Below are 12,988 nucleotides of genomic sequence, written 5' to 3' on the forward strand. Positions count from 1 at the left end.
CACACCAGCAGGATCGCGGTCAGCGAGTACCACCGACCCCGCCGAGAACGCGGATCGGGCACCAAGTCGAGGTAAGGCCGCAGGTCGGCGATCCGGCCGGTGTCCAACGGCCCCAGCTTCACCAGCACAGCAGGGATGGGAGAAGATGCAGCAGCAGGCACGGGCCACCTCGTGATCATCTGGCTTCGACACCACAATGATCACGAAGCCCGTGCCTGCCCTGCTATACACCCCAACCGGTCACAACCCGACCAGCCACACAACCCCGGAACTTGCAACCGCCCTGGCCACGTCGGGCGTCACACTGTCGGCCGGGCTCGCGTCGTCGGTCGAGGTCGCCTCGTCGGCCACATCCGGCGTCGCGTCGGTCGGGGTGGCGGGCTCCCACAGGTCGGCGCTCTTGCGGTTGCCGTTGGTCGGGCCGGGGGTGCGGGTGGCCGTCCCGGTCGCCTCCATGTGCTTGAGCGCCTCGGTGACGACCGGCAGCGGCAGGTTTTCCTGTCCGGCGATCTTGCGGGCGGTCAGGCCGGGGTGGCGACCCAGCGCCTCGGCGACGGCAGCGCGGGCCTCGTCGGTACCGGCGGTCAGGTTGGCGTTTGCGGTCATGACAGAACCTCCACAGAAAAGGGATGGCAGCGAATTCCGCATTGCGCGTCGTGCGCTTTCTTGCGGTTCCGCTAGGGCCGCTGTTCCGGTGCCCACGTCCATGGACCCTCTGCACGGCCCTAATGTCAACCCCGTTGTTCAAGACTCTTTCCGGGCAACTTTTTCGGGTGCCGCATTGCACCTCCGACGCAGGGCATTCATCGACTACGAATAGCCATTGCGGGCGCTGTGAGCGCCCCTGCCGCACGTTGCCGCGCCCAGGGTATGTACGTGTGGGCGGGCCGCCGTGCGGGCGGTCTGGCGACGCGTTGGCCTACGGTGAGGAGGGCCGATCTCATCGGGGCGGGGGCAACCCCGCCCGGACGGGCAGTCGTCGAGCGATGCACCTCGATTGGTTGTGACGGAAATCACTTCACACCGCCCGCCATTAATAACCATTTAATAACTCTTCGGCGGTGCCTCTTCCTGGACTTCGTCAACTCGGCACGATGCGCCGGATTGCCGCTACTTGATTCGCCCATCCCGACAGTTTGCTAATGCGTACGACGTCTCCGGTTTTCGGGGCTTGCACGATGAGACCTGACCCGATGAACATGCCGACGTGCCGGGGGTCGGAACGGGTGCCGTCGCTGCCAGCAATCAGAATCAGATCCCCGGGGTGCAGTTGCGCGACCCCGGGGACCGGGGCACCGTCGTGCACTTGGTCGCGCGTGGTGCGTCCGATGGTGACCCCGGCCGCCCGGTACGCCTGTTGCATGAGCGATGAACAGTCGCACTGTCGCCGGGGGATGCCCGAGTGCGGGGCGGTGCAGTCACCGCCGTAGGTGTACGGGGTCCCGAGTTGGGCGAGCGCCCACCCGATCGCGGTCACGACCGGCGGCGGGGTGCCCGCCGGAAGCGTGAACCCCGGCGGCAGCGACGCGGCCACGTCGGGCGGCAGCCCGTCGCCCCCGTCGCAGACGACACCGCCGGTGTAACCGGCCACGATTGCGGCGGAACGGGCCTCGTGTGGGGCGTAGGCGTCCGGGTACGCCGAGCGTTGCACCGCTTGCGCCGCGTCGGTGAGCGGCAGCGTCTCCCACCGGGGGACCCGTTGGAGGTGTTCGTAGAACGCGGTAGCGGCGTAGTCAGGGTCGGTGACCTGTTCGGGGGTGCCCCATCCTTGCGACGGGCGCTGTTGGAACAGGCCCAACGAGTCGTGATCGTTGGCCGGGCCGAGGTCCCCGAGGTTGATCAGGTTCGACTCTTGCAGCGCGGTCGCTATGGCAATCACCCACCCTCGGGGCGGTACCGTCATGCGCTGCCCTACCGCCACGATGACCGAGGCGTTGCTCGCCTGTTCGGCCGTGAGCCCGTCCGGGGTCGCGCCCGGGGCGGTGGCGGTGGCCCGGCATCCGGCGGCACCGCCGCTACCGGAGAACCCGCCCACGACCGCCCCCGCCCCGGCCGCGACGATGATCACGAGCGCGACGATGCCGCCGACCGCCCACACAGTCACCCGTCCCACGGCGCACCGTCCCCCGTGATCGCGCTGCCGGGTAGGTCGGCCAGGGTGACCCGTTGCGGGTCGCCGGGCACCCGCCACACCGGCCCGGCGGGGCCGCCGTGGGCGGCGGCGTAGTCGTCCGCACCGGTCGCGACGCTCACCCCGGCGGGTAACCCGGTGCGGGACAGGTGCGCGTGCAGGTTGGCCTCGCGGGCGGCGGTCGGCAGCCAGAACGCAACCGGGTACGCGCGGCGGGTGCCGAGGGCGGCGTAGCCGGTGAGTTTGTCCGCGACCCGGCCCACGGTTTCCGTGCCGAGGTCCATCTCCAGCCAGAACGGCACCGCCCGCCCGCCGGTGACCCACACCCCGTGACCGTCGGGGCGGACGAGGTTGCCGGTGGCCTCACGGCAGCGCGTCTCGTTCCACCACCTCGCCAACCGGACGCCGGGCCGGCCCCGGGCGTGCGCGGTCAGCGCGACGAAAAACCCGTTCGTGGCGAGGAGGTGGTTCAACCTCGGGGACATGGCCAGTCGGGCGGTGGCGTCGCGTACGGCGGCGGGGCGAGGCATCGTCGCGCCTCGTCCGGCCGCGAGCAGGGCTGCGCCGACGGGGCCGAGGGTCCACCGCCAGGCTTGCGAGCCGGGGCGTTGGTAGTGGCGGAACCGGTCGAGGATGTCGCGGGTATACAGCAGGTTGAGTCGGTTGCGGGCACGGCCGAGGGTGCCGAAGGCGAGCTGGGCCAGGTGGTCGGTGGTGAAGGTGGAGTGCTGGTCGAGCAGGTCCAGGAGGAGCCGGTCGCGGGGGGTGAGACGAGCGAGTTCAGCGGCCACGACGGACGCGGTCAGGCGGGAGCTGTTGACAGCTGGTGTACCGGTAGGAGGGATATCTCTTATCAGTCGGTTCCGGTCCACCAGTCCTCCTCACCGTCGTCAGCCAGCACAGACGCCGTGTTCACGGGCGAGCGTTCAGGCGAGGCATCCCGGCCGTTGGATTCCTCGTTGGATCGCTCGTTAGAACCCTCTAGTGAGTCCGTCCTTTGAACAGCGAAGGTGTTCCGACCGACCACCAGCCCAGGGCCATCACCAGCGCCGACGTCACCGGCGCCGACGTCGAGGTTGGTATCCGAGTCGCCAGTGGCAGCGTCGGCGAGTAACTGCCGACGCTCACCGATCGGCAGACCGGTGTGCTCCCGTGCGAGCCGGCGCAGCTCGGTGGACCTGCCTCTAATCGCCTTGGGTGGGGCGATGGTGTCCGCGGTGACCGGTGGTGCCACTCGGCCACCGGCCACCGGCCGTAGCACCACCTCGTAGCCGCCGAGGCGCATCAGGTCACCGTGGTCCAGGTACGGGCGTACGTGGTGGGCCTGGTCGACGGCGTCTTTCGGGGCGAGGGCGAAGTACACCTTGTTGCGGGCGTTGGCGTCGATCGCCTCGGCCATGTCCGAGGACAACTGACCGAGGTACTGATGGGCGAGGATGAAGGAGGTGTGCAGGCCGCGGGCTTCGGCGAGGGCGTCGTCGATGCCGATGGGCAGGTGCAGGAAGTTGTGGCACTCGTCGAGCACGATGCTGGCGTCGAGCCGGTCGGCCTCGCGGATGCGGGCGCGGGCGGCGGTGGCCTGCCACAGCCCCGCGAGCAGCAGGGAACCGATCAGCCGGGTGCCATCCTCGCCGAGTACGCCCTTGGGGAGGCGTGCGAGCAAGACACCGCCGTCGAGAATCTCGGCGAACCGAAACGTCGTGGCCGGCACCCCGAACAGACTGTTTGCAAGGGGGTGCGCCAGGACCAGGCGGAGGCGCGACAGCAGAGGCGCGACGAGCCCGGCCCGCTGCCCGGCAGGCAGGCCGTCGAACCCTTCCCAGAACTCGCCGAGGGTGTTGCCCTCCCACGCCCCGAGCCGGTTCGTCGCCGCCCGGACCTGCTTGGCCCGCCACGTGCCATCGGAGAGCAGACGCGGCAGCTGCGCCAGGGTGGATCCGGGCAGGTGCGCCAGGGTCAGCAGACCGTGGTAGCAGATGTCGGCGGTGCGGTGGCCCCACCAGCGTGCCCACACCTTCGACATGACGGAGGTGACGGCGGCGGCGACGTCGTGCGCGGTGCCGCCGTGCACGGCCGGGTCGAGCAGGTTGATCGCCGGTGGGGCCGACCGCTCGTCGGGGTCCACGATCACGAGGCGGTCCCCGCTGGAGGCGGGTAGCACGTCGAGCAGGTCACGGATCAGGTCGCCCTTGGCGGGATCGAACGCCGCGACTCCGCGACCGGCCTCGACGTCATCGAGGATCATCCGCAGCAACAGCGACGTCTTGCCGGTGCCGGTGGGACCGCAGACGTGCAGGTGGTGGCGGCAGTCGTCCAGGGCGATGCCGACGCGCACGGCGGGACCGGAGTTCGCGATGCCGATCACCTTGCCGGGCAGGCCGCCCCGCTCACCCGGCGGTACGAGATGCAGACGCCGTTGATCGTTGCTCGGAAGGCCACCGGTGGTCATGGCGTGCTCCAGACGGTCGGCGGGGTGCCCTCGGCCGAGGTGTCCTGCGCCTCTGTGGTGCACTTGGGGGCCGGGCGGCGTGTCGGTCGTGCCGGGGCTGGTCCGGCGGTGAAGACTTCGCGGCTGGCGGGGCGGCGGCGGGAGGCGGCGGCGGGCATGCCGTGGGCGGACGGTTCGGTGGGCAGCCCGGCCAGGGCAGCGGTCTCGTCCACCGAGGCGAGGGTCATCCGGGATGCGGGAACCCATCGCCAGGTCGCGGCGGGCTGGGCGCGGCGCAGCCGGCGGCGGGCGAAGTGGGGTGAGAGCAGCCCAAAGCCGGAGGTGATGTCGGCGGCGGCAGCTCGGGCCGCCGCGACCGTCGGCCCGGTGGCGGTGGCGTGCACCGCGACGAGCAGGTGCGGTGCGGCGGCCAGTTTGGCGCGCGCTTGGCGCGCCAACTCGGCCAGGTACGGATCCGTCCTGCCGGTCTGGTGCTTGCGGCTACTCGGGCCGGGCGTGACCATATCGAGGACGCCGATGATCAGCGCTCGGAGGCCGTCCGCGAGCAGGCCGATGGCGCGAGACGCGCCGGAGCGGGGGCGGCGAGCACGCTCGGGGTGGGTGGTGGCGCGGCGAAGCCCGGCGACGCGGCGGGCCGGGGCGCGGGTGACGTGGACCTGCAGCAGCCCGCCGCCGGTGCGGCCGGCGGCGGCGAGCCCGTCGTAGACGGCCCGTAACCGGTCCTCCTCCGGCGGCGCGCCGGCCTCCCACCGCTGCCCCCGGACCGGGGCGGCGTCGTCCACCAGCGGCAGCCACTCGGGTTGAGTGGGCAGCAACGCCACGGCGGCGACCGGGCAGCCCGGGGCGACGATCGGTGGACGGGTCTGTTCGGCGCGGGCACCGGGCCACGCGCGTTGCAGCAGCCGCAGCACGGCGGTCGGGTTGACCCCTGGGGGCAGCCAGAGACCGCACCGCATGCCCTTCGGGTCGGCCTGGACCTCCCAGACGAGGCGATGCGGGCGCCACGACCACCGGCTCGACGGCGGTAGTGCGGTGGCGAGTAGCCGCCACAGCCCGACCGTAGCGGCGGGGGTGGCCGACACCGGCGGCACGATCTCCAACCAGCGGGCGCGGCGGGCGTGAGCCCGCCACACCCGCCGCCGCCACCACGCCCACCCGAGGCGGACGGCGGCGAGCGCGACGAGGCCAGCAAGCAGCAGCGGCCAGTGCGCGCGGACGAAAACCGCCATCGTTGCAGGCGCGTTGGCGGCCCAGGAGCCGCACATGAGATGCCCGATGATGGAGCCCGGGACGCCGTCGCGGCCGGGCACGCAGGTCGCTGCGGGTGAGACCGGGTGGGGCGACGGTGTGGGCGGTGCGGCGATGAGCGACGGCAGTGGGGTGGACATGGCAGACTCCCAGCAGGTCAGTTGAACGTCAGCGGCGGCTGAGGGTGGGGCCGGTGACGACGAGCTGGTGCTCGACGTCGGAGGCGAGGCTGTGAAACGCGACCCGGCTATTGCCGCAGGCCAATAGGGCGTCTCCGCGCGCCGCGGACAGCAGGAAGGCCCGCTCTCCGTCGGTGAGCCCGAATGCCTCGGTCACGGCGTCGATCGCCTGCGGGGCCTGGCGCAGCAGCACCTGCGTGGCGGCGTTGGAGACGACGGCGCGTCCGATCTCGGTGCCGAGGACGTCGGCGGCGTCCTGGGTGACCACGGTCAACCCGGCCCCGTACTTGCGGGCCGACTTGGCCAGGCGGAATAGGAACTTCGCGCCGAGCCCGGCGCGCAGCATCAGCCACGCCTCATCGACCAGCACCATGCGCCGCACGTCCGGCGAGGAGGTGGCGACCGTGCGCCAGATCGCGTCCAGGGTGAGCAGCGTGCCGACCGGCTTAAGCTCGTCGGGTAGATCCTTGATCGCGTACACCACGAGATGCCCCTCGGGGATCATGGTGGTGGGGCCGTCGAACAGTCCGGCGAACGACCCGGACACGTACGGGTGCAAGCGGGCGGCGAGGGACCGCCCGGCCTCGCCGATCTCCGTCAGCGCCTGCGCCACGTCGGCTAGGAGCGGGGCGGGTCGCCGCCAGGTGCGCGGGTCGGTGGTGATGCCCTTCGCCCGGTAGGCGGCCAGGACAGCGGCGTCGAGGACCGGCACGTCCTGTGGGTCGAGGGCCGCGGTGGTGTTGTCGCCTGCGGTGAGGACCGTGACGAACGTCTGCATGAACAGCGTCCGCCGGAACAGAGCATCGTCGCCGTCGGCGGCGGACAGATCGAGGGGGTTGATCCGCACGCCGGGCGCGCCGGGCCGGATGATCGTCCCGCCGACCGCCTCGGCCAGGCGGAGGTACTCGTCTTCGGGGTCGATGACGAATGCCTGCACCCCGAGGTAGAGGTTGCGCAGCAGGTCCAGCTTGGCGAGGTAGGACTTGCCTTCGCCGGAGCGGGCGAGGATGACGGCGTTGAAGTTCGACTGCGCCCACCGGTCCCACACCACCACCCCGGCCGAGGCGAGGTTCAGCCCGTAGAGCACCCCCATACCGCTATCCCCGGCGGTGACCGGCAGGTCCGGGCTGGTGAACGGGAACGCGGCGGCAAGGGCGTCGGTGTCGAACACCCGCCGCATGCCGAGGGCATCGACGGCCAGGGGCAAGCTGGTGACCCACCCCTGCAACTGCCGCCACGTCGCTGGGGCCACGTCGAGCAGCAGCGACGAGGCCAGGGCACGCACCTCGGCCACCCGGTCGGCCAGTTCCGTCTCGGTGTCGGCGTGCACGGTCAGGTACAGCCCGAGGCGAAATAGCCGGGCCTCGCCTCGAGCGACCCGGGCGGCCAGCTCGGCGGCGTCCGCCGCGGCGGCGTCCAACTCCGGGTCGTCCAGGCGACCCTTCCCGGCATCCGAGCGCCGCGACGACTCCAGCCGGCCGCGCTGCTTACGCAGCCGGTCGGAGGCGATCATCGGGGCGACCGGTTCGATGTGCAGGGCGACGTCGACGCGGCCCGGGTAGGACAGGATCGGCTCCAACCAGCCCGCCCCGACCTCGGCCGGGTAGCCGGTCACCGCCAGGGTCGCGCAATAGTCCTCGCCCACGCGCACGGACCGGCCCCCGACGTCCACGGCGTCTGGACTGCCCGGCAGCAGACCAACGGCCTCCTCCGCGCGGCGCCTACGAAGTGCATTGGGCAGCTTCACGCCTGCTCACCACCTTCCGGGTCGTGCCGTCGGCCCGCATCGCCGGCAGCGACCCACGCGACGGTGGGGGCCGCCGGGTCGAGGCACGCAGCGAGAGTCGTCTGGGTGTCGTAGCCGTCCAGAACCGTGGCGGCCACCTCGCACCCGGCCAGCGCGCGTACCGCCTCGTGGGCCTGGTGGGCGGTGTGGCCAGGTCCGCGCCGCCCGCGCACGGCGACGGTGACCTGCCGGTGCAGCAGCTCGCGACCGGTGGCAAGGTCGTCGAGGAACCCGACGTGCGACCGGGCCGCCTCCTCAAGGGCCAGATGCGGCAACGCGGGGGCGTGATGCTCGATGCGGTCGGCGACGTGCGTCAGGTTGACGCGCCGTGCGCGGACGAGGATCTGCGTCGGGGCATCGAGGCTGTTCAGCCAGCGGGCAAGGCCGGCGACCAAGCCATTTTGTTCACCGGGTGAGCGCAGCCCGAACGCGACCGTCGAAGCCGACACCAGGGCGGTGGTGCCGTCCGGGCCGAGATCGATCAGCCCGTCGGCGGTGATGCCCTTCGCCGGCAGCCGCAGCGGCGCGGGCAGCGCCACCATGCCCTGCTTACTCGTAGTCGCCACCCAGGCGGGTGCCGGCTGGATGGGCGTATCGGTCGGCACGAGGTGTCGCGGGGTGCGGCGGTGCCGGATCGCGGCCAGGAGCCAGCCGTCGAGGCTGATCCCATCGCGACGGCCGACCGCGAGGAAGAACGCCGCACCGGCGACCGGGATCGACCCGGCCATGAAGTACAGCGGGTTGACCACCGTCGCCAGCGCGGTCCAGACCGCGTAAAGGATCAGTGCGGTGACGGCCAGAATGACCACCTGCCGAAGGGTCAGCCCGAACACGATCCGGTCGGGCCGTTCCACATCGGCCGGTACTCGAGCCCTCAGCGGCTCGTCGGGCGTGCGGCGGGACACCGGTGATCACTCCCCCTCGGGACGGCGACGGATCGGGCGCTGCGGCAGCGACGGCACGGACGGGCGCAGCGGACGGGTGGACGGCTTCACGCGCGGCGACGCGGCGGATGCCGGGTCGGGAGGCGGTGCGGGCGCCAGAACCGGAGCCCGAGCGGGGACGGGACGGCGAGCCGGGGACGGGACCGCCGGACGCACCGACGGGGGCGGAGTCTCCGGCGCGGACGGGCGGACGATCGGGGACGCGGCGGCCGGTGGATCCGTCCGCCGGGCCGACGCGGGGCGCGCGGTCGGGGACGGCCCTGCCGCCCGCACGGACGGGGACGGGCGAAGCACCGGAGCCGGCCGCGCCGCCGGGGTTGCCCGAACTGCTGGCGAGGGTCGGGCGGCCGGGGTCGGGCGGGCTGCCGGTTTGGCAGGCTGGGTGGATCGCAGCGGGGTGGCGGGGTTGACACCGGCGGTTGAGGGCGGGCGTGCCGGCGTTGTCGGTGCTCGCTTCGCCGCCGTCGGTCGTGGCCGAGTCGGTGTCGTCGGCGCGGCCGAGAACGTCGGCGTGACGGGGGCCGGGGGCCGTTTCGGCGCGGTCTGAGCTGGCGGTGCCGACGAGAACACCACCGCAGGTGCCTTGGTGGAGGTCGGCGCGGAGGCGCTCGCGGCGCTCCGTGCGGCCGGTGTCGAGGTGACCGGCGGGTGGCTGAACGGGAGCGCAGTGGGTGGTGGCACCGAGGCGGGCGGTGCCGGCTGCGGACTCGGTGCGGCCGAAAAGACAGCGGGCGCGGCGGCACCGGTGGCAGGGCTTGTCGTGGCGGGCGGCGTGGCGTGGCTGAACGCCGCCGTGGTCGTCCCGGCGGGCTGCGCGAGGGGCGTGTGCGGGGACGGGGCGTGGCTGAACGCAGCGGGTCCGGCAGGCGACGGGGACGGACGGGGCGGTCCCGGTCGGGGCGGACGGGGCACGCCGGACCGGGGCGCACGTACCGGTCCGGGACGGCCGGAACGAGCTACCGTCCCGCCTTGACGGGCGGCCGTCCCCGCCGTCCGTCCGGCGGCCCTCGACCCGCCCAGCACGCCGGCCGCCAGGCCGAGGGTCTTGAACGTCAGGTAGGTCGAGACGAGCTGGCCGAGCAGCCCTCGTCCGCGGGACTGTCCCAGAGGGCCGAGGATGAACTGCTTCATCCAGCCCGGCAGTTTGATCTGGACCCACAGCATGGTCAGGCAGACCCCGATGCCGAGGAACCCGTCAGCGGTGATCGGCAGGCCGAGGACCGCCGGGCCGGTCGGGGTCAGGAACACCCGAACGGTGGCCAGCATGATGAAGGCTTGGGCGAGTTGCATGCCCAGGCAAGCCCCGAACGCCCGCCACCAGGTGTAGGCCAGGCCCTCGGTCTGCGGGGTGGCGTGGCACATCAGCGCGAGCGGGGCCACCCCGATCAGCAGGATCGTGGCCGCCACGCGCAGGATGAAGGTCAGCACGACCACGATGGCCATCACCAGCGCGGCGAGGATCATCAGCGTCAGCAGGAAGTTGTTGCCCTGCCCGGCGTTGCTCAGCGCCTGGGTGAGCGCGTTCGCGGCGGCCGGACCATCGACCCCTTGGCCGGCAATCGCGGCGGTCACCGCATTGGCGACGGCGAGGATCTTCGCGCACAGCAGCAGCGACAGGTTCGCGCCGACCCCGCCGATCACCAGGCGGGGCAGGATCTCCTTGAGCCCGTGTCGGCTCTGCAAGGTCTCCCGCGAGGTCACAACGAACCCGCCGACGATCACGAACAACACGAAGACGGCGTTCGCGATGACCAGACTCGTCGTCCAGATCGTCTTGACCTGCGGATTGGTCGTCAGGTCCGGGGTCGACAGCACCGTCTTGCCGAGGGTGTCCATGACCGGCGTCAGGCCAGTCTCGACCACGTAGCCGAGGAAGTCGTTGATCCCTTTCCGGATCTGACCGGGGATGTCGTACCAGGCGGGGTCGTCGTCGGTCGAGGTGGCCGGCGGCGGCGTCGGACTCGGACCGGGTGATGGCTCCGGGGTCGGGGTCGGGGTGGGTGTCGGGGTGTCCGTCGGCGGCGGGCCGATGGGGCTTGGCGTCGGTGTGGGGATGGGGATCGGGCCGGCCGGCGACGGCGGGATGCCGGGGGTGGGCACCCCCGGCGCGGGTGCGGGCTCGGCCAGCGCAGGGGCGACGGCGATTCCGCCGGCGAGGCCCATGCCGAGCAGCAATGCCAGTGCCAGCCGTGCCGGGCGGGAGATGTCCTGCGCGGCACGTGTCCGGGTCGGGGCCATGGCTACTTCACCCACCCGCCGACGATGGTGACGAACAGCGGCGCCAGCAGCGCGAGGGCGTAGCCGATCGCGGCGGACTTCATCGCGAGCTTGCCTTTTTCGGTCTCGCCGGGGTCGCCGTTGGCGGCGAGGTAGCGCAGGCCGCCGACGGTCAGGAACAGCGTGGCGACGGCGACGAGGATGCCGACCAGCCAGACGCGGATGTTGTTGACCACTGCCTCGATCGAGTCTGCGGCCAGCGGCACAGGCGCTCCGGCGTCGGCGGCGTAGGCGGCCGTGTCGCCCAGGACCGTGACGGTGGTCAGGACGGTGGCCACAACGACCAGGACCGGGATAAGGCGGGTGGCCTGGTAGAGCATCCAGTCGGAGGGGTGCAGCCGGGGCCGGCGCGGACGCGGGGACGGCTTGCGCCGCGAGACGGGCTCTCGGGTGGGCTTGCTGGTCATGGGTGGGACACCTTCGGGCTCGGGCCGCAACCGGCCCCAAGGCGTGGTGGGGCTCGGTTGCGGCGCGGTGGGTGACAGAGGCGGGAGCGCGTCGATTCGCACGTGGTGGCCAGGGTTCCGACCGGCGCGGAGGCCGTCCTCCTCACGAAGGTGTGATGGGCCGGGCGAACGGGGTGTCAGCGCCGTCAGCGGGGCCGGTCGGGAAGGTCACCGGTGCGGGAAGTCCCGCACTAGGGGAATACAAATCCGAGGGAGGATTTGGAGAAGCGCAGCTCAGCGGGGGTGAGTCACGGGCGGCGCGGTGTCACTTCCGAAGCCGTTGTGCCGGTGGCCTCGGCGATGACGTCGGCGGTCGGGTCGCTGAGCGCTCCGGATCGGATCGCGGTGACGAGGCGCTGCACGGCGGCGCTGCGCCGCTTGTAGACGCCCCACCGGGGCAGACCGGTGCGCTCGGCGTACGCGGCGAGGCTGGTGTCCTCCAGGAAAGTCCCGCCGATCAGGTCCGCCTCGGCGACGGTGATCACCCCGAGACGCACCGCGCGGGCCAGCACCAGGTCCGGGTGCCCGTACGGGGCGGGCGGCAGCACCGAGCCGGGCGCGAAGTTCGCCCCCCCCCCCCCGACGCGGCCGGCTCCTGACCGCGCAGCGCGGCGCGGGCGCCAGAGAACGCGGTATTGAGCAGGGCGTGCACGATACCCGGCTGATCAAGATCGACCGTGTTCAACGCCTTGAGAAACGCCTCGACCAAGGCGGCGTGCAGGTCCCCGGATGACAGCTTCGACAGCAGGTGCGCCCGGTGCCGCAGACCCGGCAGGGCCACCCCGACCGCGCCGACCACCCACCGGTCCTCGCCGGTGCGGGCTTGGGTGACTAGAAGCCTCCATGCGGCATCCTGTGCCGCGGCGCTGCAGGAGGGGTGCATGAGGATCGCCGACAGCTCGGTCAACGCGATCCGGCGGCGTGGCAGGCCGTGGCCGAGGTGCCGCCCGTCAACGGCCTGCGGCTGCGGGCCTTCGCCGCTAAGCCGGAACCGGTAGTCGACAGCGTCGAGCAGTGCCGCGCCGGGCCGTGCTCCCGGGTGGCCGGCGAGCGGACCGGCGACCGGGCGAGTGTTCGCAGACATGGGTGTACTCCCTGGTGATGAGGGGGATGCCGGGCCGGCGATCAAGGCCGGCCGGCGGTGCAGCACCCACGCCACCAGGGCGGTTGGACACATCTTGAACACTGATGATCTTGTTCTAGGTTGGACTCAGCGTCATCGGCCGACGCCGCGATGACGATTGCCGATGCGGCGCTCGACAGGGTGTCGCCGGGGCTTCCGGCCGTGTGCAACCGGCTCGCTGCCCGTTCAACCCGCCGCCTGCCAGAGACCTTGGCGGCCCCGTCACAGGCTCGGACAGCCGCGAACGCACGCGATCGCATCGACGCGAAGAAGGCCCGCGCCGGGCTGCGCAGGCCAGAGCTGTTCATGGTCGCGGGCGATCCGCGAGCTGCGGGCAAAGCGTGTTCAAGGCATCCCCTCGCCGGGACGATCGTGTTGAAGGCAAGGTCGATCTTGTTCAGGGCA

Annotated in this window: 9 protein-coding genes and 1 pseudogene; all 10 read right to left on the reverse strand. The window is 72.1% G+C overall.

Annotated features, from left to right (window positions below; translation table 11 throughout):
- Window positions 1-291 precede the first annotated feature (291 nt).
- Window positions 292-606 (reverse strand): annotated as a pseudogene (locus C569_RS0126540) (MarR family transcriptional regulator); the annotation flags it as partial.
- 475 nt (window positions 607-1,081) lie between these two features.
- Window positions 1,082-2,113: a C40 family peptidase gene (locus C569_RS34565; protein ID WP_231394898.1), complete on the reverse strand. Its 1,032-nt coding sequence runs from the start codon at window positions 2,111-2,113 to the stop codon at window positions 1,082-1,084.
- Window positions 2,101-2,922, reverse strand: a complete 822-nt coding sequence (locus C569_RS0126550; protein ID WP_018788771.1) for a replication-relaxation family protein — start codon at window positions 2,920-2,922, stop codon at window positions 2,101-2,103. The genes C569_RS34565 and C569_RS0126550 overlap by 13 nt, the downstream gene beginning before the upstream one ends.
- A 62-nt stretch (window positions 2,923-2,984) precedes the next feature.
- On the reverse strand, window positions 2,985-4,580 hold the full coding sequence (locus tag C569_RS0126555; RefSeq protein ID WP_155945618.1) for a type IV secretory system conjugative DNA transfer family protein: 1,596 nt from the start codon (window positions 4,578-4,580) through the stop codon (window positions 2,985-2,987).
- Complete coding sequence (locus tag C569_RS0126560) at window positions 4,577-5,968, reverse strand: hypothetical protein (protein WP_155945619.1); 1,392 nt, start codon at window positions 5,966-5,968, stop codon at window positions 4,577-4,579. The genes C569_RS0126555 and C569_RS0126560 overlap by 4 nt, the downstream gene beginning before the upstream one ends.
- Window positions 5,969-5,996: 28 nt before the next feature.
- Window positions 5,997-7,754 (reverse strand): VirB4 family type IV secretion system protein, encoded by a 1,758-nt coding sequence (locus tag C569_RS0126570; RefSeq protein WP_026268686.1) that lies wholly within the window; start codon window positions 7,752-7,754, stop codon window positions 5,997-5,999.
- Window positions 7,751-8,647 carry a PrgI family protein gene (locus C569_RS0126575; protein ID WP_018788774.1) on the reverse strand — a complete coding sequence of 299 codons (897 nt, stop codon included), beginning with the start codon at window positions 8,645-8,647 and terminating at the stop codon, window positions 7,751-7,753. The genes C569_RS0126570 and C569_RS0126575 overlap by 4 nt, the downstream gene beginning before the upstream one ends.
- A 57-nt stretch (window positions 8,648-8,704) precedes the next feature.
- The gene (locus tag C569_RS31120; RefSeq protein WP_231394899.1) at window positions 8,705-10,990 is read right to left on the reverse strand and encodes a hypothetical protein; all 2,286 of its coding nucleotides are present in this window, start codon (window positions 10,988-10,990) and stop codon (window positions 8,705-8,707) included.
- Window positions 10,978-11,421: a hypothetical protein gene (locus C569_RS0126585; RefSeq protein WP_018788775.1), complete on the reverse strand. Its 444-nt coding sequence runs from the start codon at window positions 11,419-11,421 to the stop codon at window positions 10,978-10,980. Before C569_RS0126585 ends, C569_RS31120 begins: the two co-directional genes overlap by 13 nt.
- Before the next feature lie 287 nt (window positions 11,422-11,708).
- Entirely contained in the window at window positions 11,709-12,008 is a 300-nt protein-coding gene (locus C569_RS34570) for a hypothetical protein (protein WP_231394900.1), read from the reverse strand.
- Window positions 12,009-12,988 lie beyond the last annotated feature (980 nt).

Source organism: Micromonospora sp. CNB394 (assembly GCF_000374985.1).
Lineage (GTDB): Bacteria > Actinomycetota > Actinomycetes > Mycobacteriales > Micromonosporaceae > Micromonospora > Micromonospora marina.

Excerpts from the sequence above, each read along its gene's own strand:
- C569_RS0126560 (WP_155945619.1), bottom strand. The coding sequence starts at position 5,968 with ATGTCCACCCCACTGCCGTCGCTCATCGCCGCACCGCCCACACCGTCG.
- C569_RS0126555 (WP_155945618.1), bottom strand. The coding sequence starts at position 4,580 with ATGACCACCGGTGGCCTTCCGAGCAACGATCAACGGCGTCTGCATCTC.
- C569_RS0126585 (WP_018788775.1), bottom strand. The coding sequence starts at position 11,421 with ATGACCAGCAAGCCCACCCGAGAGCCCGTCTCGCGGCGCAAGCCGTCC.